Source organism: Bacillus sp. EKM202B, from assembly GCF_011066025.1.
GTDB lineage: Bacteria > Bacillota > Bacilli > Bacillales > Bacillaceae_G > Bacillus_A > Bacillus_A toyonensis.
In genome coordinates, this window is the sequence record NZ_JAAMNK010000021.1 from 39210 (window position 1) to 63004 (window position 23795).

Below are 23795 nucleotides of genomic sequence, written 5' to 3' on the forward strand. Positions count from 1 at the left end.
CACCTCTATTGTTCCTGTATATTTTTCTTTACTATTACATCTTTACTTGCACCTACTAGTGCATATGGTAGTAATGTTATCGCAAAAAATATTGTAAATACATTCAATTGCGAGATTTTAAATGGTGTGAACCATTCCGTGAAAAATTGAGAATGTAAAATTCTATTAAAAAACTCTCCGCCTAGTCTAAAGTTTGGTTTCCATTCAGTAACATCACAAATAATAAAAATGAATTGTACAATTAAAAATGCCCCTAAATACCGAAACCAAATTCAATTCCAAATCGACTGCACTTTATTTAATGTATCTTCCATCTAGCTCTCACCTTTTTTATTTCTATCATATTGATTATACACTTTCCTCACTTTATTTGTTAAAATTTTCTATACAATCAAAGATGTTGGGGGAAATATATGATGTCTAATCCTATACAAAAATCAACTTTAATTATCCTTCGGGGAAACTCCGCAAGTGGCAAAACAACAATCGCAAAGGAACTGCAAGAACATTTCGGGCAAGGTACACTATTAGTCTCACAAGATGTCGTGCGTAGAGATATGCTAAAAGTACACGACACAATGGGTAACTTATCTCATGATTTACTATTCGAAATTACAAAATACGGAAAAGGAAAATGTGAATTTGTTATTTTAGAAGGTATTTTAAACAGTCGTAGATACGGTGATATGCTGAAAGAATTAATACACCACTTTGATGGAAACGCGTATATATACTACTTCGATTTATCATTAGAGGAAACGATTAGACGCCATAATACAAGAGAAAAACGAATTGAGTTTAGAGAGGATTCATTACGAAAATGGTACAATCCTCACGATACAATTGTAGTGAATAGGGAGACTGTTTTTACAGATGCTTTTACGCAAAAAGATATATTTTATGCGATTCTTAATGATGTTGCGATACGAAAATAAGACCGACAGAATATGTCAGTCTTATTTTCGTGATGTACTTTATATTTCGGTTTTTATAATTGAACAATCTTTACATAAATAAAAATATATATTCATTTCCCCGAACTGGAAATCAACTACTGAAATAAGTTTCCGTTCCTTAATATCTTGTGTAATTGTAGCAACATACTTCATTTCTTTAGAGCAAGTTGGACATGCAAAATCCTCTGGAAGATCTTCATATAATGGTGCCCCTAATAATCTACAAACATATTCTGAACCGAACAAGTCAAAAGCTTCCCAGTAACTATCCTCATCAGTAGGTATATCTTCATTTTTCATATTTATAAGCTTTACAGTTGTTTTTGGTAATGAAACTGGAAGCTTATCTTCCTCTTCCATTACCCATTCTTCTGTATTTTCTTGCCGTATAATTTGAACTGTTTTACCTCCATTACTTAATTGGAAATATTGTGGCTCCCACACCATTGCACAATTCAAGCATGAAACTAATGGTAAAATATTTAGTTCTCCACTTTTAAGTTCAGCAAGCCGCTCATCATTCAAATCAAAACAAATGATTTGGTGCATCTTCTCACCACATAACTTACATACTGGTAAATGACAATCTTGATCGCCGAAATAATGATTATACAAATCTTTCCCTTCGATTACTCTATACCCTTTCTTTTCATTGCAATATGCGCCATATAATTCCGTTGTCATATTCCATCCTCGCTTTATATAAATGTGATCCACCATATAATATTAATTAACACTAAAAAGCATCGTCTTCCTGCATAGTTTCTATAATAAATCCTTTTAAATTTCGGGCTATTTCTTCCATTTCCGCATCTTCGTGATACCAAATATATATTTCATCACAAACTATTCCGTTATGTATTTTAAAGCACAATTTATCCCCTGAACCATCGTCACCAATTATTATAAGGTCTTCAGATATATATTCATCTCTCAACTCAATATTTTGTCTAACTACATCATCCCAAGTTTTTGCTACATTTTTATTATCTTTAATAGGATATAATATCCATTCCCCTATTTCAGCGTTATTTACTAATTTAAAAAGATCTCTATATTGTGCCGGGAAAACAACACCTAACTTTTCTTCGGTTTCTTTTATATACAATTCAAATACACCTTGTTTCTTTGTTTCAATAATTTCTCTTACTTCTTTCATACAATACACCTATCCTTTGAACTTAATTACACGAATATGAGTGAAAGTGCTTAGCAAATAATTTAATTTATATATTTCATTATATATTAACCCTTCGTTGCCATCATACTGTTCTTGTCAATTTCTCAATGAATCACACTAACTCAAAAAATAAAAGCCAGCCTCAATAAAGAGAACTGACTTCTATCTAGATAACTATATATATTATAGAATTTTCACTTTAACGGTTTGTCTTCCCCAATTCATAGCTTTACTTTTTGACCCCATTAAAACATCAATACGATTACCTTTAATCGCACTTCCGGTATCTCCAGCGATAGCTTCTCCATAACCTTCTACCCATACTTTAGATCCTAAAGGAATTACTTTCGGATCAACTGCGATAATTCTCATATTCGGATTAACCGTTAAATCATGCCCCATCGCAGTTAAAACGCGTCCACCATATGTACCATTTTCACTTGGATCAGCAGTATATGCTGTCGCTACTACCGTTAATTCACGTTTAGCAGACTGTGTGTTATTTTTAGATTCTTCTTTTGCTTTCTCTTCTTCTTTAGCCTTTTCTATTTCTCGAGCTTTCGCTTCTTCCTTAGCCCTTGCTATTTCTTGGGCTTTTGCTTCTTCCTTAGCCTTTTCTATTTCTTGGGCTTTTGCTTCTTCCTTAGCCTTTTCTATTTCTTGGGCTTTTGCTTCTTCCTTAGCCCTTGCTATTTCTTGGGCTTTTGCTTCTTCTTTAGCCTTTGCTATTTCTTGGGCTTTCGCTTCTTCCTTAACTTTTTCTACCTCTTTTACTTTTGCTTCTTCCTTAGCCTTTGCTATTTCTTGTACTTTCGCTTCTTCCTTAGCCTTTGCTATTTCTTGGGCTTTCGCTTCTTCTTTAACTTTTTCTACCTCTTTTACTTTTGCTTCTTCCTTAGGCTTCGCTATTTCTTGTACTTTTGTTTCTTCTTTAGGCTTCGCTATTTCTTGCACTTTCTTTTCTTCCTTACCTTTTGCTACTTCTTGTACTTTTACTTCTTCCAGCATTTTTGTTGTTTCTTTCGTTTTTGCTATTTCCTGTATTTTTGCTACTTTCTGCGTTTTGGCTTCTTCCTTAGCTTTTACCGCTTTTTGTACTTTCGCTACTTGCTTCGTTTTCTCTCCAGCTTTCTTTTCACTTGGTGCTGTACTTGATAGGAAAGAAACATTTGCATAAGCTGTTTTTCCTTTATACTCAAATTGTAGCCATCCGTCTTTTGCTTGATGCGTTGATTCAATTACATCATCTTTTTTCAGTCTACCAAGAATTTCTGATTCTGTGTTTGCTTCAGAGCGTACATTTAACAAGTTTGCTGTTACATGATAAATATCTTTTGTAAACTCCGAACTTACAAACAATTCTTTACCATTTAAATCAATTTTTGACCATCCTTCTTCGGTATTTATTACTTTTAACTTTTGTCCTTCTTTTACTTTTTCGATAACTTTTGATTCCGTAGTTGGCTTTTCACGTACGTTGAGTACATCCGCTGTTACGATCGTTTCTGCGATAGCAGATGTAGTAAAAGCCCCCAATCCAAAAACTGTTGCTGTTGCTGCGCCAATTATTTTTTTCATATTAGCCTCCATTGCTTTTTTTGGGTTTTATGAAATGCTCCCATAAAATTAGGTAATTTCACGGAATATCAAAACATTTGCAACAATATATTTATACCGCCTAATATACTGTTATTAAAACCCTTTACTCCAATAGTATCAAATTCTCATTTTTAATTCTATAAATTATCAATCTCTTTATCTTATATAAACGTTTCTAATCCTTTTTCTTTTTACTAAATAGTCGTTGCAATTCCTGCCAGAAATAAACTTACAATTGCTAAAAATGAAGTACCGACTATAGCCCCTCTTAAATGGAACATGTAATCTTTATATCCCTTCATCCCATCCGTACAAGGAATAACAACAAACCTCGGAGTAATCCAGCAAAAAATAAGCCAATCAATTATAATTAAATCTACTAAATTGAAGATCATTAAAATGCCTAAAGTATGTAAATAAGCTTCAATATACAATAATTTTTCTTGTTGATGTAGTATATATGTAGAAACGAAAGGAGTACCGAAAAGAATTATATTGTATGCAATATTAAAGTAAATCGTTTGCTTTTTTTCATGAATTGATTTCGGAAGAACTACCTTTTGAATATCTTTCGGATAATCATTTAATGATAGACGAGGATTATAATATACAGACCCCAATATCATTACGGAAAGTACAATAGACATAATGACACCAACGTACATCATTTGCTCAAATTGACTCATAAGCCTCATTCACCCTTTTCTGTAATTCCTATGTAAGTCATTCACTTAATTACACATTGTATGTACGGACACAACTAAAAATTAAAAATTATCTTTTTTGCCAAATCAAATCCCTTGTAATATAAATACAGTTTTTATACAGTGAAAGCCTAATTAGTACAGATAGGATTGGTGGAACCTATGAAAATTGAACATATCGCAATTTGGGTAAATGATTTAGAATTAATGCGTGATTTTTATATAAAATACTTTAACGGTAAATCAAACTCTTTATATCATAATGAAGCGAAACAATTTGAATCTTATTTTATTACGTTCGAATCTGGAGCAAGGATCGAACTAATGCGTAAAAAAGGTATAGAAAACCAGCCTAACCTTCATATAATTGGCTATGCACATATGGCTTTTTCTGTCGGTAGTGAAGAACGTGTAAATACATTTACTACAACATTACAAGATGATGGTTACCCTTTATTAAGTGGACCTCGTTTCACTGGAGATGGATATTACGAAAGTGTGATAGGCGATCCGGAAGGTAATCAAATTGAAATTACGATTTAGCTTACTTTTTCTTTTCTGAAGAACAAATAAAAATTGGTTTGGAGGAATATTATGCAAAAGCTATATTTTACTAAATATGGAGCAACAGATTTCAATCAATATTTCCAACTCGTATCAAATGAAGAAGTGATGGCGCAAATTACCGAGCGTGCCATTCCGTTAGATGAGGCACAAAATGACTTTGAAAAATTGTTAAAGCGCAACGAAAAGCATCGGCTATTTGGCTCCTATAAAGTGTATGACTCTATTACAAATGAATATATCGGCCTTGGACACGTTACACTCAGTGAGGAAAATGAAAAAGAGGCTGAAATTGGTTATATGATTTTGCCAGGATACTGGGGGAAGAGATATGGTAGTGCGATTGCAAAGGAATTAATGCATATAGCGAAGCAAACAGAAGTAAACGTATTAAAAGCAATTATTGATCCGAATAATATCCCCTCTCGTAAAATATTATTAAACTTCGGTTTTACATCTGAAAAAGTTTGCGAGATTGATGGATTGCCTGGGGAGATTTTGAGTACATATATTTAACTATATAAAAAAGCAGTGCTACATTTGAACTAACCGTAGCATTGCTTTTATCTTTTATTATTATAAAAGTCCATTTTCACTTTAATACGAACTAAATCATTATTTCTTTATCTCGTCTACTACACTTTGAACTAAAGAGATAAGAGCTTCCTTTGTATCCTCATCTGTTACCTTTGCATCATTACTAAATTTAGTGCGCACTGATGGGATTAATAGCGAACCATTTTGAACGACAATTGTATCTAGCATACCTAGCGTAAGTAATAATGATTCATGAGCTTTATCCCCTCCAGCAATCGACGGTGAAGCTGTTATAATAGCAACTGGCTTTTTATAAAGTTCCGCTGATGAAACAAGCCATTCTAATGCATTCTTCAAAACTCCTGGAATACTTTTTGCGTACTCTGGTGTACAAATAATAAGTGCATGTGCCTCACTTAATGTCTTTCGAAATTTTTCAACAACAATCGGTGCTCCAACTCGATCTACATCCGGATTAAAATGAGGTAGTTCCCCTATCCCATTATAAATAGTGTAATCTATACCTTCTGGAATAAATGCTGCTAAAGTTTTTAATACGTTTGTGTTGGATGACCCTTCCCTAATACTTCCTGAAATCGCTATGACCCTTTTGTGTTTACACATATGATCCCCCCTAAGAACATCATACTGATACAGCCATAGAAAAATCAAAAATATTGAATCATTTAACAAATGTACATCCGTTAAATTTGTTTACATAATAATATTATGAGTATAAAAAACGAATCAGTTATTACTTTCACCGTTTTTCATTTAGTCTCTACATACCACGCACTATTCCACCACCGAAAGTAAAAACTTTCTCAAGCTCTTTTTTAGACAACATACTATCGTTTATATACACTTGGTATGCATTTCTTCCTTCTTTTGCAGGTACTACTATTTTTTTATTTTAACATGCTGGATATGCATTAGAACCCAAATAACGTTCTTTTATAATTTGACGATGATGAAGCTCATGACCAGCGATAATGTTTGCTAATGCAAGAACCGTGACTTCAGAATTGTTCGCGATTCCCCTTTGTAACCAGGCTTCCTTATCTAAACTTTTAAGCAAATGCACAGTAGATTGGCGAACAACTGTTAAATTCTCAAGAAGATCTTGCATAGATTGCTTATCAAAAGCTGCTCTAAGAACATACATATCGTCATTATAGCCAGGAAGTTCTGCTGTCTCACCTCTTGCTATGGAAAGCAATCGATATGCCATAATACGTTCAGTATCCACAATATGACCGATTACTTCTTTTATACTCCATTTATTAGGAGCATATCGAAAATGTCCCTCACTATCAGAAATATCTTTCAATAAAAGATTTGTTTCCTTCATTTGTTGCTCTAGAATACGTATGATATCTCCATTTGGTATTAAATTTATGTACGTTGAATAATACGGATTATATTCATTTGCGTCTGGTCTCTTTTGCATGCTTATCATCCTTTTTATCTTATCTTTATATACAACTTATCATAAAGTATTATCATATTAATCAGATAATTTAAATTCTAAAACAAAAGGTCCCCTTCCTATAGAATTACATTAACAAAGCGACTCATCCCCAAGCTTCCAACTAAACCATCTCCCATGCCCTTCCGTTTTCCCAACAGTTTCACGATATTCGTTTCCGTTAATATAATAATCAATATGAAGATCACGATCCCACATGTTGTTATATAGGTGGAATACATCACGTTTTGCACCAATTTCTTTCATTTGTTTTTCTAGCGTATGTTTTACATTTTCAGGTATTTGGTTTGCCACATGTGTATGGAAAATACAAATAACAGCATCTTCCCTTATTTGATTTACAATGGCCGGAAGAAGCGCTACACCGTCCCCTTCAATTAATTGCACTGATTTTTCTTTTACAAGCGTCGCTGCTTGGTCAAACATTTCAAGCCTTTCTTTATGTTCTGGCCAAATGAGTGCACGTAGCCATAAATAATTTTCCTCATTATGTAAATCATTCACATGTAAATCAAGCCCGATTCTTTCTACGACAGGCGGACTTTGTTTTAGAAAACGCGGCACATTCTCCCCTCTTATTTCAGAAGTTACATGCACATTTGAATTTACATTTCCGTACATTTCATCCGTTCCGTACGAATAACGGTATTGGTCCCAGAACAATTGTAATCCAGAGCTTGTCCCAATTTCAATTAATGCTACTGGTTTATTCACTTTGTTAAATATGTAACAGAAACTTGGGTATAAGTATGCACACCTCCTTACTTCATTTGTTTGAACGAGTTTTGTTTGTAACAAAGTAATGATTTCTTCTCGGTATTCTTTACAGAAACCTTTAAAATAATCAAAAGCTTTATCTAAATTTGTTTCGGCATTTTCAACTAAACTACTATAATACGTTTTTAAATGATGTTCTTTCCCTGCAAGCAATAAATAATGTACTGCACCTAATAATAAGTTTGGGACTGGTTGACCTACCTGAGCATAGGACGATAGTGTAAGTACTTCCTCATCTTCAGCAATTTTCATTGATAAATATTCATATAAATCACTTGACCCTTTACATTCCTTTATTGAAAAGTTTCGAAATAAGTTTGAAATTTGCTCTTTTGTACGCATTAAAGTCCCTCCTTTTCTTTTTTCAGAATAATCTTACCATTACCGAGAGAAAATCCCATAAAAAGGTACTCGATTTAGTCACTTAAGGATACGTAAGCTTTTTCGAGATAATTTCAAACTGTAATTTTTTTCTATTCATTAACTGAAAAGTGCTTGTTAAATAAGAATTTTGGCAAATAAAACGTTAAATAGTTTAAAATTATCAGATAACACTAGATATTTTAGTCTATTAATTATTATAATAGAGTATGAGATGGTTATATAATTGAGACAAAAAAGGTATACACCTAGGTGGGGCCTAGGCGGTGTTTCTCTTTTACGGCTTAGACATAGAAAACACCTACTCTTTTTTGCCAATATAGGGGATGGAGAGATTATCATGAGCAACATGCAGCAAAAAACAGACGTTATCTTAATTGGTGCAGGAATTATGAGTGCAACGTTAGGCTCATTACTAAAAGAATTAGCACCTGAATGGGAAATTAAAGTTTTTGAAAAACTCGCAAGTGCCGGGGAAGAAAGCTCTAACGAATGGAATAATGCAGGTACAGGGCATTCTGCGCTATGCGAACTGAACTATACTTCCGAAAAATCTGACGGATCTATAGATATTAGTAAGGCTGTAAAAGTGAATGAGCAATTCCAGCTTTCAAGACAATTTTGGGCATATCTTGTAAAAAGCAAATTAATTCGTAATCCACAAGATTTTATTATGCCACTTCCTCATATGAGTTTAGTAGAAGGGGAAAAAAATGTAGAGTTTCTAAAAAACCGTTTTGAAGCGCTTTCAAAAAATCCACTGTTTCAAGGAATGGAGTTTTCTGATGCTCCTGAAACATTAAAAAAATGGCTTCCTCTCATTATGGAAGGTCGTACATCTAATGAACCGATGGCTGCAACGAAGATTGACTCTGGAACAGATGTTAACTTCGGTGCATTAACACGTATGTTGTTTGATTACTTACAAACGAAAAATGTCGAGCTAAACTACAAACATAGTGTCGAAAATATTAAACGCACGAAAAATGGTTTGTGGGAAGTAAAAGTACACGATATGAATAGTGGTAAAATTGAGCATCATACTGCAAAATTTGTCTTTATCGGTGGCGGTGGCGGTAGCCTACCTCTACTACAAAAGACAGGTATTCCTGAATCAAAACATATCGGTGGATTCCCAGTAAGTGGACTATTTATGGTATGTAAAAATCAAAAAGTAATTGAGCAACATCATGCAAAAGTATACGGTAAAGCTAAAGTTGGTGCTCCACCAATGTCTGTACCTCATCTAGATACGAGATATATAGATAATAAAAAAGCTTTACTGTTCGGACCGTTCGCAGGGTTCTCACCTAAATTCTTAAAAACTGGTTCAAATCTTGACTTAATCGGTTCTGTAAAACCGAATAACGTCTTAACGATGTTAGCTGCTGGTGTAAAAGAAATGGGACTAACAAAATACTTAATTCAACAAGTTATGTTATCACATGAAAAACGTATGGAAGAATTACGCGAATTCATTCCGAACGCAAAAAGTGAAGATTGGGATATTGTAGTTGCTGGGCAACGTGTACAAGTAATTAAAGATACTGATGCTGGCGGTAAAGGCACACTTCAATTCGGTACAGAAGTTGTAAGTGCAGCTGACGGATCAATCGCTGCATTACTAGGTGCTTCACCAGGTGCTTCTACTGCCGTTCACGTCATGCTTGAAGTATTAGAAAAATGTTTCCCTGATCGTATATTAGAATGGGAAGAAAAAATAAAAGAAATGATTCCTTCTTATGGCATTTCTCTTACTGAAAATCCAAGACTATTCCAAGATTTACACACTTCAACTGGACGTACACTTGGATTAAACGAAAAAGAAACTGTTCATAATTAATGAATACATTCACAAAATGACATAATAAAAACGTCCGATATATTCGGACGTTTTTTCTTCATTAAAAATTATACTTATCAATATTATCTTTCGTAAAGACAACTCGCTCTGGTAATACGATAATTCCGTTTCCTTCTGCCTCATAGTCATATCCTTGTATGGAGTTAGGCTCTACTTTCACTTTTCCGATACCTTTTACTTCGAAGCTATCCCCTACTTTTAACTTCTTCCCTTTTACAACAATTTCATTTGCTACATATGTTGCGAGAGCCCCTTGCTGTTTTACATCCCATAATCCAAATTGTTGTACTGTTCCTCGTTTTACATAATCACGCATAACGTTCGGCGTAGAAAATCCAGTTACAACTACTTTTTTATCCATTTTAAAATTTTCTGCTGCTTGTGCCATTGCTGGAAGTGCTGTTGCATCTGGACAAATGACTGCGTTTATATCAGGATACGTTTTTAATATGTTCTCCCCTACTGACAAAGACTTTTGCGCATTATTTTCACCATACTGAGTCGTTACAATTTCCCAGTTCGGATATTTCTTTTTAATTATTTCTTTCGCCTTCGTTACCCATTGGTTTTGATCCGTTACAGTTGGACTTGAATAAAAGAATGCTACTTTTCCTTTATCTCCAATTTGCTTTGAAGTCATTTCAATCAATACATTAGCAAGTTGATCTGGTGTTCCTTGACTTATATAAAAAGAACGATCTTTCGGATTCACATCAGAATCCCACGTTAACACTGTCATCCCTTTTTTCTTAGCACGTTGCAGTGATTGTGATAGGCCGTCCACCGACGTAGAAGAAACCATTAGTGCATCATAGTTTTGGTTAATAAAATTGTTTATATATTTTACTTGTCCTGATACACTCGCTTCAGACGGTCCATCATATTTTACTTGTACACCTAGCTTATCCCCCATCTCTTTCGCGCCTTCACCACCTGATGTGAAGAAACCAACTCCAGTTAATTTCGGGATGAATGCAAATTTTACATCATCAGCCTTTTTCTTATCTGCTGTTTGACTAGAGCAAGCAATTAAACCGATTAAACAAATACATACAATAATAACAATCCCCAGTTTTCTCTTCATGACATTTCCCCCTTATGCAAATTTCTTCTTTTTCCCGCTAAGAATGGATGTACTTTGAAATGTCTCATAATAACTGAAAGAATAAGGATAATACCAATCACTACATTGGATTGTTCATTAGTTAAGCCTGTCATTTGCAAGCCATACTGCATTAGTCCTATAAATACACTCGCTAGTACAGTACCGATAATACTTCCTTTTCCCCCTGTAATAAGTGTCCCGCCTAATACGACTGCTGTAATGATCGGTAAAATTGTTTCACTTCCCATATCAGCACGTGCGGAACCAAAATATGCAGTTAAGAAAGCTCCCCCTAATCCACCTCCTAACCCAGAAATTATATAAGCGATGATGACTACTTTCTCCGTTTTGATTCCGGTGTATTTCGCTGCATTTTCGTTTGCGCCTGTTAATTTTACGTGGCGCCCATATATGGTACGATGAAACAATACAGTGCATAAAACAGTTAATACGATTAGGATCCATAATAGATTAGGTATTCCTACTAAACTACCATTTGCCAGTTGCACATACGCATCAGGTAAACCACTTATTCCTTCGTATCCAGAAGCGCCCGCACCTCCTGAAATGACGAGTGCAATTCCTCCGTATAAAAACATCGTTCCGAGTGTAACGACAAGTGGTTCTACACCTGTCATTTTTATAATGATTCCGTTTAAAGCGCCTGCTAAGCAACTTATTATTAGGGCGATTATGACAGCAAACAAAATAGGTATTCCGCTCATCCAAAGTACACCAATCAAAATCGAAGTGAGCCCCATTATTGAGCCGACCGATACATCAATTCCTCCTGTTACAATAACGAAAGTCATTGGTATCGCCGCGATTGCGATAAATAGGAAATCATTTGTACTAAAAAGGAGATTACTAACGTTGAAGAAATCACTATTTAGAAAACTAAAGAGAATGAATTCTATAAGAAGGAATACGATTAGAACACCTTCCCATCTGTAAACATGCTTCATATATTCATCCTCCTTTCTGCTCTCCACTTTTTCATTACACTATCTAATATAATAATAAGTAATAGTAAAAATCCTGAAATAGCATTATTCCAAAATGCTGGTATTTTTAAAAAGACGAGTGAACTGCTTATTGCTTCTAAAAATAATGCACCTAATGCGGCCCCAAATATAGAACCTGTTCCCCCTTTTAAATGAATTCCTCCTAGCACAGCAGCTGCGATAACCTGTAGTTCTATTCCTGTACCTGTTTGATTTGGAACGAACCCGATATTCATAACAAAAATGCAACCAGCAAGTGCCGCACTTAAGCTCGATATAATAAACGCATTTATCTTCACTTTATTAACAGGTATCCCAATGAGTCTTGCACCATTTTCATTATCACCTACCGCATAAAAGTATCTTCCGTACGGCACTTTCATTAAAAAGAAATAGAGTAGTAGTAAAATAATAAGAACAATCCATACAGTTATCGGTAGACCAAGTATGACGATAGATGACAGCTGCTTAAAATCGTTTGGAATATCTTCAATCCACTTCCCGCCTGTGAAGATTAACATTGCACCTCTAATAATTCCTAGCATGCCTAATGTCATAATAATGGCTGGTACCCGAAACTTCGCAACGCCAATCCCGTTTAAGAAACCGATAATAGTGCCAAGTATCATAGTAGCAACAATTGAAAAGAATGCACTATACCCGTTCGTTAACAACATTCCGCAAACCGCTGCGCTTAATCCCATAATCGAGCCAACTGATACGTCTATATTTTTCGTAAATAAGACGAAAGATTGGCCAATTGCTAGAACGACTAAAATAACGCTTGATTTCATCATTAAAGATAACGAGTTAAACTGAACAAAACTAGGATTTATCATTCCGACAATGGCTATATACATAAGTAGTAACAGTATGATAGACGTTTCGTGCATTTTATACATGCGTTTCATTCCGTTACACCCCCATATGCAAGACGTGTAACTTCACCTACACTCATTTGTTCTTTCTCTAAATGAGAAACAAATTGACCATTTCGCATTACATATACACGGTTAGAAAATTGGACAATTTCCTCAATATCTGAAGAGATCATTAATATGGCGAGTCCTTCCCCTTTCATTTTTTCTATCGCCTCATACACTTCAAGTCTTGCTTTTGCATCAATTCCGCGCGTCGGTTCATCGAGAATAATAATTTTTGGGTTACATGCTAAATATTTCGCAAGCACGACTTTTTGCTGATTACCTCCTGATAAAGATGCCAGTTCTTCATTCATGTTTGGCACAACAATTCGAAACTGGTCTATATACGACTTCGCTAAAGCGCTTTCTTTTTCTCGGCTAATAAAAAAACGATTATTTTGCTGTAAACATGCTGCTGTAATATTTTCTGTAACAGATGCGATTGAGAAAATCCCATTCCTCGCTCTATCCTCTGGCACATAAACGAGTCCTTCGCCTAGCCTTTTATGCAAAGAAAATGTATCAATAGATTTTCCTTCTAATAAAATAGACCCTGTTTTTATAGATTTCAATCCAAATATCGCTTCTGCTAATTCAGTTCTACCTGATCCAACGATGCCAGCAATACCTACAATTTCTCCAGCGTGTACAGCGAATGATATATTTGAAAATGCGTGGCCAGTTACATTCGTTACTTCTAATATTTTTTTCGTCCTTTCTATCTCTTGAACTACTTCTCTTTTTTCTTCCTGTTTATATCCTTTTGGCAATAGTCCCTCCATCAGCATGTCATAAGTATAGTCACATACATCCCCTTGGCTTATAATCATTCCATCACGTAATATCGCTACTTTATTAGCAATTTCAAAGATTTCTGGAAAACGATGCGTAATGTATATCATCCCAATTCCTTTTTCTTGTAAACTTTTCATCAACACAAAAAGACTCTTCATTTCGTGAGTTGTTAATGTCGATGTTGGCTCATCTAAAATAAGAATCTCGGCTTCTCGTATTAATCCCCTAACGATTTCTACTAATTGTTGCTGCGCAATGGATAACGATGCTCCTAGCTCATAAAGGGCAATATCCCAACCTAAACTGTCCATTAATTGCTGAATCTTTACTTTCAGTTCCTTTTTCTTTCTGTTTAGCCCAATACATATATTTTCTTCAATAGTCATATGCGGAAAAATGAGTGGTTCTTGTGGTATTAAATACATACGTTCTCGATGTGCTTCTGACGGATTTGAAAATTGTTGCCTCTTTCCTTTTACATACATTTCTCCACTATCATACGAATATAACCCCGTTAATATTTTCATTAATGTTGATTTTCCAGCACCATTTCCCCCAACTAAAGCGTATATATCTCCACGCTCTACTTGTAAGTTCACTTCTTTTAGCACAAGTTGATTTGAAAACGCCTTCCTCATTTTCTTTACTTGTAATAAGGGTATGTTCTCCACATGATGTCACCTGCCTTTATCCCGCTATTTACTACCCGTTCATGCCCGATTGGTGCGGGCTGAAAATCAGTGGAATGAATAACCCCCCCCACTAATTACAGTTTCACTTTATGCAGAACATTTTTTGAGAAAATGATTATTTGTTCTACTTGTTTTGTAGCATTGTATATTCCTTTTTTCATATCTAGAACACTTTTTTCACCAGACGTTTCATCGTTTCAACTGGAATAAACAAAATATGTGGCACATATGTTTAAGCATTGGTCAATTGTTGAAAGGGATGAAGAGTATGCCACAGCTGAACTTTGAAGAAAATTTGTTAACAAAAGTCGCTTGGTACTATTATAAAGATCAATTAACACAACAAGAAATCGCTTCACTTCTTCACATTTCAAGAAATAAAGTGGTTCGGTTATTAGATAAGGCGCGCAGTGAAGGAATCGTTACTTTTCACGTAAAAGGGACTGGTTTACACTGTTTGAGCATTGAGCGTGACCTAATGAAAAAATTCAACCTAAAAGATGCTTTCATTATCCCTACTCCAATAGACAATTATGCCACTTCTCTCGGAAAAGCTGCTGCACAATATTTAGAGACTCAGCTCCAGCAAGGCGATTTACTCGGTATTGGCTGGGGAGAAACGATTAGCAAAATGCTAGAAAACATTCATTTTGAAAGTTCTATTAATCTTTCAATCGTAACGCTAACAGGCGGAGTCAACCACTACCTCCCAAGAAAACAAAATTATTTACATTACATGCAAGGTGATCTTCATATTATCCCCACTCCTTTTCTTGCATCTACTACTGAAATGGCAAAAAGTATTTTATCAGAACCGAGTGTGAAAGATATGCTTCATGTCGCTTCACTTGCACAAACGGCAGTTGTCGGTATTGGAGGGTTATCTCAAGATGCTACCATTGTGAGAGAAGAAAAATTAACACTACGTGAAATGACATATATTCGTAGCCAAAACGGTACTGGCGATATTTTAGGACAGTTTTATAATACGAATGGCGATTTATTGGAGCTTCCACATCACAATCGTCTTATTGGTACGCCGCTCTCTATTCTTCGCAATATGAAACATGTCATTGGTGTTGCTGGAGGTACAGAAAAGATAGATGCAATTTATGGTGCCTTAAAAGGAAAGTTCATTCATACATTAATTACAGATGAGGAAACAGCCCTCTCCTTATTACGAAAGGATGGTGATTGTTAATGTCTACTTTATTAGCTTTTGATGCTGGTACGGGAAGTATTCGAGCTGTACTTTTTGATTTACTCGGTAATCAAATTGCGGTCAGTCAAAAAGAATGGGTTCATAAAACCGATCCTCTTTACCCAGGCTCTATGAATTTTGATGTAATTGAAAACTGGGAGCTAGTACAACAGTGCACGAAAGAAGTTCTACAAAAAAGTAATACCTCTCCTTCTTCTATTCAAGCTATTAGCGCTACTAGTATGCGAGAAGGTTTTGTTTTATATGATAAAGATGGGCAAGAAATATGGGCTTGTGCAAATGTTGATGGGCGCGCATCCGCTGAAGTTAGTGAACTAAAAGAAATTCGGTCACATCTTGAAAAAGATTTATATACAAAATCTGGTCAAACTTTTTCATTAGGTGCTTTACCTCGCCTACTTTGGATTAAAAAACATGAATCCGAAGTCTATAGCAATATTCATTCTTTTACGATGTTAAATGATTGGATTTTATATAAATTAAGCGGCGTACTGCAAATCGACCCTTCAAACGGTTGTACGTCCGGAATTTTTGATTTACACAATAGAACTTGGGATAACGATGTCGCTAAAGAGTGCGGGATAACTTTACCGTTTTCACCAAAAGTAAATGAAGCTGGCACCGTGATTGGTAATGTTACAAAAGAGTGTGCAGCATTAACTGGTTTACGCGAAGGAATTCCTGTAATCGCCGGGGGCGGAGATGCTCAAATGGCATCACTCGGAACTGGAGTCGTGAAGCCTAATCAAACATTAATATGCGGGGGCAGCTTTTGGCAACAAGAAGTGAATATTACTAAACCAATAACAGATCCGCATGCTGCGATTCGCGTAAATTGCCACGTCGTTCCAAACCTATGGCAATATGAAACGATTGCCTTTTTCCCAGGTCTCGTTATGCGCTGGTTTCGAGATGCCTTTTGCCAAGAAGAAAAGAAACTTGCAGAAAAACTCGGTGTAGATGCTTATGAATTGTTAGAAGAACAAGCGAAAGACGTACCGGTCGGTTCACATGGCATTATCCCTACTTTTTCAAACGTCATGAACTACATTTCTTGGCGTCATGCCGCACCTTCTTTTTTAAATTTAAGCTTAGATGCTGACAAATGTGGAAAAAAAGAAATGTTCCGCGCTATCGAAGAAAATGCCGCCTTCGTTACACTTGGTAACTTAAAATTAATAGAAAATCTAACTGGTACGTTCCCTTCTGAAGTTATTTTTGCTGGCGGCGCCGCTAAAGGAAAACTTTGGCCACAAATTCTTTCAGACGTACTCGGAATTCCTGTTAAAGTACCTGTTGTGAAAGAAGCAGCTGCTTTAGGAACTGCGATTGCTGCTGGTGTTGGTGTTGGCATATATTCATCTATAGGAGAGACTGCCGAACAGTTTGTACAGTGGGAAAACACATTCGAACCAGTTACTGAAAATCACGAACTATATAAGGCGTTCTATGAAACTTGGAAAACTGTGTATGACAGTCAGCTCACTTTAGCTGATATAGGACTTACATCACATATGTGGATCGCACCAGGTGCACTGTAACACATTACATAAAGGAGTGAAATGTATGCGAAAAGCGAATGAAAATGATTTCTCCTATCGCTTCGGTGATAACGGGCCGAAATATTTAATACAAGGTCCAAATATTGATCTTGGCCTTGTTGTCATTCAGCCTGGGCAAGAGTTTCAAAATCATTACCATACAACATGCGAGGAAGTCTTTTATGCATTAGAAGGAGAAATAGACTTCTATGTAAATAATGAAAGAGTTCCAATTAAACAAGGTGATGTCTTACAAGTTCGTCCTCATGAATCTCATTATCTTATTAACCATTCTGACAAACCTTTTAAAGCTGTTTTTATAAAGTCACCACATTTACCAAATAAAGATACTGTACAAACGGAAAATCCAACTTTAACGAAGGAGTGATTTCGAATGACTTGGGGATTTAAAAATCGATTAAATACAATTTTACCTGATGGAAGAGCGGTTATGTTAGCGATCGACCATGGCTATTTTTTAGGACCGATTCACGGACTAGAACAACCATTAGAAACAGTTAAAAACTTACTTCCTTATACAGATTCCCTTTTTTTAACGCGAGGTGTACTTAGCTCTTGTATTCCTGAAAACTGCAGCACACCGATGGTTATGCGTGTATCTGGCGGAGCTACTGTCGTCGGTAAAGATTTAGCGAACGAAACTATTGTTACACCTGTGAAAGAAGCAGTAAAACAAAACGCAATTGGCGTCGGCGTTTCTGTCTTTGTTGGATCAGACTATGAAACACAAACGGTTTCAAATCTCGCAAACGTAGTTTCAGAAGCTCATGATTACGGATTACCAGTTCTCGGCATTACCGCGGTCGCAAAAGAACTACAAAAACGAGAGGCACGCTTCCTCGCACTCGCTTCCCGCGTATGTGTTGAAATGGGTGCTGACATTATTAAAACGTACTACTGCGAAGGATTCGAAAAAATAACGAGCACATGCCCTGCCCCAGTCGTCATCGCCGGTGGACCGAAACTAGATTCAATCGAGGACGCATTAAACATTACGTACAATGCACTGCAAGAAGGTGCAATTGGCGTAGATATGGGCCGAAACATATGGCAATCTGAACATTCAGCTGCAATGATTCAAGCGATTCATGGTATTGTGAAGAACGGATTGAATGTGAAAGAGGCGCTGGAATTATATGATGATGTAAAAAACTAAGGTAAAAGATAGACTATTACACTTAAATATATACAAAATTAATATTTACTATAAGGAAAAGCCCATATCTAACATATGGGCTTTCTTTTACATTTTTAATTGTTCCGAATCTAATCCGATTTCTACAGATCGCGTACGTTCCAAACAATCTCACCTCGTTCACCAAACGTACTGTGATGCCGCTTAAATCCTATCTTTTCTAATACCCGGAAGGACGCCGTATTCCAAGCACCTACAGTTGACCAAAGTCTTTTGCGACCCGTAGCAATCGCAGCCTCCAGTACTGCTGATGCCGCCTCTGTCGCATAACCCATGCGATGAGCACTGCGGAACAACTCATATGCAATCTCCGGCTCTTCAAGCGTGGAACGACCGATAATTAAGCCACAGTATCCGATGAAATCGTCTTCGTCTCGTCTACGAATCGTGAGAAGGGATATGCCATTTTCGGTTGCTTTCTTGCGCTTCTCAATAAGATCGTTACGAACAGATTCAACGGTTGGCATTTCCACTCCACGTTCACCAATTAGTTCTCTAAGCCAGACTGCATCGGATTCCTCCCACATATTCAGGTCAAGTCGTTCCGTTTTCAACTGGAACGCCATAGCTTTAAATGAAGCTGTCATAATGAAAACCTCCTATTTATTTCACTGTACTACTTATAATAGTTTCGTACTGCACCATATGGGAAACCTGCTTAATTCTCTAAATTTTCTTGTATCAGTATACATTATTGGTATTTTATGCATAAGCAATTCCTTTGCAAAATAGACTTTGTTATGAAACTTTATTTCAAATCTATAATATTTAGTTTAAGAGGAATACCCTCTAGTTTATAAACATTTTGATGTTCACTTATCATATAAATAAAATGCTCAAGCCCCTTTCCAAACTGGATAAGGGGCTATATTCACATCTTCAAAACAATTTCTCTTATTGCTATCGAACTTTCTTACCATCTTTATAGTCAAGGCACGATACTTCAATTAACAATCCATTAAACATTGTAAAATAAAAACCATAACTACTACCTCTCATCACATAAGGTGCCTTGTCTATTTCAATGCCCCCAGCTACTAAACGATTATATGATTTATCAACTTCATTTGTAGTTTCCACTAAAAAACCAATATAAAAAGCTTCTGGATACGTAACGTCCTTATTCCCCTTGAATGCTTTTGGATCACTTAATACAAGTATAAATCCACTCTCATCGCTCATCACTACAAGTGCCTTTCCTTTTTGCTCCAAAAATTGAAAATCAAAAAAAGTTTCAAAGAAATGTCTCGCTTCTAATAAATCATCAACACATAAATTCAAATGATTCAACTTCATTCACACATCTCCTTTTAAACAGGGGCTATACAGAAGTATATTGACCCATATTAATAACACCCGAATGTTTAAGGTTGTATTCAAGTGTTCATTTTTTAATAGTTTAATACTTTTTTCTATCGTCTAGAACGTTTTTTCAATGCAACTTTTAAGATACAGTGAATGAAATTATACGAACGATTCGAAACGGAATATCTATTTACCAATAAAATTTAACAATCGTATTCTATTGTTTATTCTCCAAATGAATTAAAATCCACTCAATCAAGAAAACTGCTGAAGAGATTCGCTCTGTCGTGTCACCTAAAAACAGTTTATTTATAAAATCTTCAAAGTGAGTTGGTACTTTGGATAATGTTTCAATATACTTCAAAACAGATCCAGCTGAAGGTACTGGCTTGTTATTAATAGCCCATATTCCCTCTAACAATGTCCAAGTTGATGTTTGAACTATATATGATGCTTTTAACTCATCTTTTGCTTTCAGAGCAGTCTTAATTTTAATTAGCGAACTATGTAACCAATGAGAAATGCCCTTTACTTTATCACTAGCAACTCGATAGTTTTCAAATTTTTGTTTTGCTATTGCCTTTAATTCTTTCAATTCACCGCTTTTATCAAACAAAATTTTCCCTTCTAAAAATGAATATAGTTCCATCTGATTATTTTTAAAGTTTACTTGTATTTGATTAAAATCAGCATACTTATATTCAACTAAAATATCTTCTCTCATTTCAGAATAAAATCGCTTCTTTTGTCCGTCTTCTAAAAGAATATATAAGTCTAAATCCGAATCAGGATATGCATCACCTCTTGCGACAGAACCGATGAGCATAAATCCGGTTACTTTTTCTATAGATAAACATTCGTTTAAAATTATTTCCACTATTTCTTTATGTTTTTCATATGTAATAAATGAAAGGTTTTCTATCACTTACATCCCTCCAGTACTAAAAAAGAGGATACATGTTAATTTCTACAACATGTATCCTCTGCTTATATTTTACGACTGCTGATAAGCCGCTTTCGATGATTTCACATAATAAACACCGTGTTCAACGTTAATGATATGATCTGGTTTTGGTTTACCACGGCCCGCTCTATGTCCAGCTAAATGTTCTTCACTCGTTTCCCAGTTTTTCCATGCCTCTTCAGATTCCCAGCGAATCATAACGACAACTTCTTCATCGCCGCGTCTTACTTTTTTCACAAGAACACTTAAGTCAATGAAGCCTTCAAATTTTTCAATTATACCTTCTCCAGTGAAACGTTCTACAACTATATTTGATGTACCTTCTTTTACAGTAAATGTTTTCGTTTCGATAAACATATATCCCACTCCCTCTTTGTAATTCGAATACTAGTATTCTTCTATTATAGTTGATTATGATAATTATTTTCAATTATAAAGTTTTAAATCTTTTGAATTATGCTGTTTTCTCTTCAACTGCCTCATCTAAAAATTTAAAATATGGGAGTAATATTCCTATTAAAGAAGTGACACATATAATCGCACCGATGATAAAGTATAGTGCTCTAACTCCCCACATTTCACTTAGTATGCCTCCTACTAACACACCTAACGGCATAGCGGATCGTATGAAAAATAGTCGAACTGAAAATACTTTTCCTATCATATTGTTCGGGACAGTTTGTTGGCATATTGTCGTGTTATGAACATTGAAAAATGCGATGCAAACACCTGCAATCACTTCAGTTATTACCGCAATTATTATACTATGATTGAACCCTAGCGAAATGTATGTGAGCCCTCCTATAAACAATCCACCAAGCATAAGTATACGCCGGCTTTTATATGTTACTTTTCCGACTAGTATAGATCCAACTACATAGCCAAGCGGGAAACCAGCCATAAAATAACCAAACTCCGCATATCCTGCGGACAACTCGTCTTTTATATAAGGAAGATTTGTAACCATCGTTACCCCTACTCCAAACTGTACGAAAGTAAAAAATACACCGAGCCAAACGATAATTGGTTTTGTGAAAAAGTATGTAAAACCGTGAAGAAACTGTTCTAGCCACGTTTTTCTCAATTCTTGTTTTACTCTTTTTTCTTTTATGAAAAGTAACAATCCCCCACTAATGAATAGACAAACACAAACGAACAACATTGTTAATTTGATTCCAATGAATGTAATAACGATACCACCTAATAGTGGCGCAAGAAACATCATAAGACGAGTCATTCCATCAATATACGCATTTGCATCTTGAAGCTGTTCTTTACTTACAATGCTCGGTGTAATTGCTTGACTTGCAGGTGTATAAAGCGGTGTAATGAGCCCAATTATAATTTGAACGACATACACGTGCCAAACTTCTATATTACTAGTAACTACCATGACTAAAGGTAGTAAGAAAACAGATGCCCGCATCCATTGCGAAAAAATCATAATCCACTTTCGGCTCCATTTATCAATAAATGGTCCGCTTATTAGTTGCAGTATGAGAGATGGGATAAAATATAATAACCACATACTACTTAATGCTGTTTTTGATCCCGCTAACTCATAAACAAGAATTGAATTACACAACGTCCCGAAAGCTCCGCCTAATTCCGAAATTGCGCTACCAATCCACATAAAAAAGAATGAACGATTTTTCAATACACTCTTCACTATAGCTCACCAACTTTTCTATTTAATTCCTCCCTTTATGTACATTCTCGTTGTATATTATCTATTTAAAAATACATCTAATTCTTTCGCTAACGACTGCACTGCTTTTTTTCTCAATACATATTTTCCGTCATGTATATCAACTAACTTAGCCGAACGTAATAATTTTAAATGATGATGCACTGTCGATTTACCAAGTTGCAGTCTTTCCGTAATTTCCTGCAATGTACGTTCTTTTTCAAACAACATTTTTACAATTCGTAATCTCGCTTCATCCCCAAGTGCTTTATGTTTTTGAACTAAAAAATAATTCGGCTCATACGGATCTTCTGGATGTATACTTTCATTTGCGACAGGATAATGAAACACTTTCGTATCTTCAATATCAGCTTCTATATTCCACGGCCTGTACGTCAGTTGCGGGATAAGAAGTACGTAATGAACACTTGGCTCTGGCATATAGTTAACGCCACCAGTCGCCCACTCGACAAACTCTTCCGGTTTCATCTTTTTATTCATTTCATTCTTTGCTTCATAGTCTCGCTCTAATATAGAAAGTAATTGCTCTTCCTCTTTTTTAATAACACTCTCATACCATCCTGTCATAACAGCGATAAAATGGTCCTTTAGTTCTTGTATATCACTATTACATATAAAGCTAATATACGTAGAGAAAAACTGATGATCCTTTGTCAGTTCCTTTAATTTTTGTATTGCAGTTACGTCTCCATTTCCTGCTAAACGTCTTTTTTCTTCATACTTCTCTCCTATAAAGGGTAAACATATATACTTTAAATCTTCTTCTGAAAGCGAATCGATATTCGCAATAAACTGTGATAGATTTTGAAAATCTCCTTCATACAACAACTGAAGCAGCGCTTTCCACGTATTATGCTCTTCTACAAACTGTAAGTGCTCCCTCATTTCTTCTGTTAATGATTGTCTAATTTCTTCCCATTCGCTTTGGGATTTTTCAAGTGTGTCTATTAACCTTTTATGAGTAATTGCCGCAATGCCAAGTGCACATTCGAAAAGTATCGAATACTTCATTTGAATATGGTACGTTTCCCTCTTTCTACTCGTTACATGAAAGACTTCCATTTGATCCCCTCCTTATTTGCTATATATTTAATTCTACAATTATCGAATAATACCTTCTATATTTTTAGAATTATATTACAATTACCGAAAACTAAAGACTATGATAATCTTTTTAATCCTTACTCCATTAAAACGCCGATTGTTAAATACCTTATTAATAATGGAGGTTCCTTTTTTTAGCTCTTTTATACGTTGCAGTTCATATTC

General features: G+C 35.4%; 26 protein-coding genes. 8 read left to right on the forward strand and 18 right to left on the reverse strand.

The window, feature by feature from the left end; translation table 11 throughout:
- Positions 1–5: 5 nt before the first annotated feature.
- Positions 6–272 carry a YfzA family protein gene (locus G9F74_RS21355; protein ID WP_097838270.1) on the reverse strand — a complete coding sequence of 89 codons (267 nt, stop codon included), beginning with the start codon at positions 270–272 and terminating at the stop codon, positions 6–8.
- A gap of 141 nt (positions 273–413) precedes the next feature.
- Here G9F74_RS21355 and G9F74_RS21360 point away from each other — a divergent pair, with 141 nt between their 5' ends.
- Positions 414–935, forward strand: coding sequence for a kinase (locus tag G9F74_RS21360; protein ID WP_016108630.1), 522 nt, complete (start codon positions 414–416; stop codon positions 933–935).
- Between the two features lie 39 nt (positions 936–974).
- On the opposite strand, the gene G9F74_RS21365 is transcribed toward G9F74_RS21360, so the two are convergent.
- The 4 genes from G9F74_RS21365 to G9F74_RS21380 all read right to left on the reverse strand — a co-directional run bounded on the left by G9F74_RS21365 (position 975) and on the right by G9F74_RS21380 (position 4421).
- Positions 975–1640 carry a hypothetical protein gene (locus tag G9F74_RS21365; RefSeq protein WP_016108631.1) on the reverse strand — a complete coding sequence of 222 codons (666 nt, stop codon included), beginning with the start codon at positions 1638–1640 and terminating at the stop codon, positions 975–977.
- Positions 1641–1692: 52 nt separating this feature from the next.
- On the reverse strand, positions 1693–2115 hold the full coding sequence (locus tag G9F74_RS21370) for an SMI1/KNR4 family protein (protein ID WP_016108632.1): 423 nt from the start codon (positions 2113–2115) through the stop codon (positions 1693–1695).
- Between the two features lie 204 nt (positions 2116–2319).
- On the reverse strand, positions 2320–3714 hold the full coding sequence (entB, locus tag G9F74_RS21375) for a cell wall-binding protein EntB (protein ID WP_016108633.1): 1395 nt from the start codon (positions 3712–3714) through the stop codon (positions 2320–2322).
- A 215-nt stretch (positions 3715–3929) separates the two neighbouring features.
- A complete protein-coding gene (locus G9F74_RS21380; RefSeq protein ID WP_000077243.1) occupies positions 3930–4421 on the reverse strand; it encodes a hypothetical protein in 492 nt (163 codons plus the stop codon).
- Positions 4422–4601: 180 nt separating this feature from the next.
- Between G9F74_RS21380 and G9F74_RS21385 the strand changes: the two genes are divergently transcribed.
- The gene (locus G9F74_RS21385; RefSeq protein ID WP_016108634.1) at positions 4602–4982 is read left to right on the forward strand and encodes a VOC family protein; all 381 of its coding nucleotides are present in this window, start codon (positions 4602–4604) and stop codon (positions 4980–4982) included.
- A 51-nt stretch (positions 4983–5033) separates the two neighbouring features.
- Positions 5034–5519, forward strand: coding sequence for a GNAT family N-acetyltransferase (locus tag G9F74_RS21390; RefSeq protein WP_001171007.1), 486 nt, complete (start codon positions 5034–5036; stop codon positions 5517–5519).
- 99 nt (positions 5520–5618) lie between these two features.
- On the opposite strand, the gene G9F74_RS21395 is transcribed toward G9F74_RS21390, so the two are convergent.
- From G9F74_RS21395 to G9F74_RS21405, 3 genes are all read right to left on the reverse strand, one after another.
- Positions 5619–6164 carry an NADPH-dependent FMN reductase gene (locus G9F74_RS21395; RefSeq protein WP_016108635.1) on the reverse strand — a complete coding sequence of 182 codons (546 nt, stop codon included), beginning with the start codon at positions 6162–6164 and terminating at the stop codon, positions 5619–5621.
- 289 nt (positions 6165–6453) lie between these two features.
- On the reverse strand, positions 6454–6990 hold the full coding sequence (locus tag G9F74_RS21400; protein ID WP_016108636.1) for a DinB family protein: 537 nt from the start codon (positions 6988–6990) through the stop codon (positions 6454–6456).
- 111 nt (positions 6991–7101) lie between these two features.
- Positions 7102–8148, reverse strand: coding sequence for a DUF2332 domain-containing protein (locus G9F74_RS21405; protein ID WP_016108637.1), 1047 nt, complete (start codon positions 8146–8148; stop codon positions 7102–7104).
- Between the two features lie 379 nt (positions 8149–8527).
- Between G9F74_RS21405 and G9F74_RS21410 the strand changes: the two genes are divergently transcribed.
- Positions 8528–10030, forward strand: coding sequence for a malate:quinone oxidoreductase (locus G9F74_RS21410; RefSeq protein WP_016108638.1), 1503 nt, complete (start codon positions 8528–8530; stop codon positions 10028–10030).
- A gap of 61 nt (positions 10031–10091) precedes the next feature.
- Here the strand turns inward: G9F74_RS21410 and lsrB are convergent, their stop codons facing one another.
- The 4 genes from lsrB to G9F74_RS21430 are packed head-to-tail and all read right to left on the reverse strand — an operon-like array spanning position 10092 to position 14549.
- Complete coding sequence (gene lsrB / locus G9F74_RS21415; RefSeq protein ID WP_016108639.1) at positions 10092–11135, reverse strand: autoinducer 2 ABC transporter substrate-binding protein LsrB; 1044 nt, start codon at positions 11133–11135, stop codon at positions 10092–10094.
- Entirely contained in the window at positions 11132–12121 is a 990-nt protein-coding gene (locus G9F74_RS21420) for an ABC transporter permease (protein ID WP_000683486.1), read from the reverse strand. The genes lsrB and G9F74_RS21420 overlap by 4 nt, the downstream gene beginning before the upstream one ends.
- A complete protein-coding gene (locus G9F74_RS21425; protein WP_000827681.1) occupies positions 12118–13071 on the reverse strand; it encodes an ABC transporter permease subunit in 954 nt (317 codons plus the stop codon). Before G9F74_RS21425 ends, G9F74_RS21420 begins: the two co-directional genes overlap by 4 nt.
- Positions 13068–14549 carry a sugar ABC transporter ATP-binding protein gene (locus tag G9F74_RS21430; RefSeq protein ID WP_016108640.1) on the reverse strand — a complete coding sequence of 494 codons (1482 nt, stop codon included), beginning with the start codon at positions 14547–14549 and terminating at the stop codon, positions 13068–13070. The genes G9F74_RS21425 and G9F74_RS21430 overlap by 4 nt, the downstream gene beginning before the upstream one ends.
- A gap of 271 nt (positions 14550–14820) precedes the next feature.
- Between G9F74_RS21430 and G9F74_RS21435 the strand changes: the two genes are divergently transcribed.
- The 4 genes from G9F74_RS21435 to lsrF are packed head-to-tail and all read left to right on the forward strand — an operon-like array spanning position 14821 to position 18510.
- Positions 14821–15771: a sugar-binding transcriptional regulator gene (locus G9F74_RS21435; RefSeq protein ID WP_002048403.1), complete on the forward strand. Its 951-nt coding sequence runs from the start codon at positions 14821–14823 to the stop codon at positions 15769–15771.
- Positions 15771–17333 carry an autoinducer-2 kinase gene (lsrK, locus tag G9F74_RS21440; RefSeq protein WP_016108641.1) on the forward strand — a complete coding sequence of 521 codons (1563 nt, stop codon included), beginning with the start codon at positions 15771–15773 and terminating at the stop codon, positions 17331–17333. The genes G9F74_RS21435 and lsrK overlap by 1 nt, the downstream gene beginning before the upstream one ends.
- A 25-nt stretch (positions 17334–17358) precedes the next feature.
- Positions 17359–17721, forward strand: coding sequence for a cupin domain-containing protein (locus G9F74_RS21445; RefSeq protein ID WP_001224016.1), 363 nt, complete (start codon positions 17359–17361; stop codon positions 17719–17721).
- 6 nt (positions 17722–17727) lie between these two features.
- A complete protein-coding gene (gene lsrF / locus G9F74_RS21450) occupies positions 17728–18510 on the forward strand; it encodes a 3-hydroxy-5-phosphonooxypentane-2,4-dione thiolase (protein WP_016108642.1) in 783 nt (260 codons plus the stop codon).
- A gap of 122 nt (positions 18511–18632) precedes the next feature.
- Here lsrF and G9F74_RS21455 read toward each other — a convergent pair whose 3' ends face one another.
- From G9F74_RS21455 to G9F74_RS21480, 6 genes are all read right to left on the reverse strand, one after another.
- Positions 18633–19136 (reverse strand): GNAT family N-acetyltransferase, encoded by a 504-nt coding sequence (locus G9F74_RS21455; protein WP_000127211.1) that lies wholly within the window; start codon positions 19134–19136, stop codon positions 18633–18635.
- Positions 19137–19449: 313 nt separating this feature from the next.
- Positions 19450–19845, reverse strand: a complete 396-nt coding sequence (locus G9F74_RS21460; protein WP_016108643.1) for a VOC family protein — start codon at positions 19843–19845, stop codon at positions 19450–19452.
- A gap of 226 nt (positions 19846–20071) precedes the next feature.
- Positions 20072–20779 (reverse strand): nucleotidyltransferase family protein, encoded by a 708-nt coding sequence (locus G9F74_RS21465; RefSeq protein WP_000572074.1) that lies wholly within the window; start codon positions 20777–20779, stop codon positions 20072–20074.
- A 69-nt stretch (positions 20780–20848) separates the two neighbouring features.
- Positions 20849–21175 (reverse strand): heme-degrading monooxygenase HmoA, encoded by a 327-nt coding sequence (gene hmoA / locus G9F74_RS21470; RefSeq protein ID WP_000469501.1) that lies wholly within the window; start codon positions 21173–21175, stop codon positions 20849–20851.
- Between the two features lie 97 nt (positions 21176–21272).
- Complete coding sequence (locus G9F74_RS21475) at positions 21273–22487, reverse strand: MFS transporter (protein ID WP_016108644.1); 1215 nt, start codon at positions 22485–22487, stop codon at positions 21273–21275.
- 57 nt (positions 22488–22544) lie between these two features.
- The gene (locus G9F74_RS21480) at positions 22545–23588 is read right to left on the reverse strand and encodes an ArsR/SmtB family transcription factor (RefSeq protein WP_016108645.1); all 1044 of its coding nucleotides are present in this window, start codon (positions 23586–23588) and stop codon (positions 22545–22547) included.
- Positions 23589–23795 lie beyond the last annotated feature (207 nt).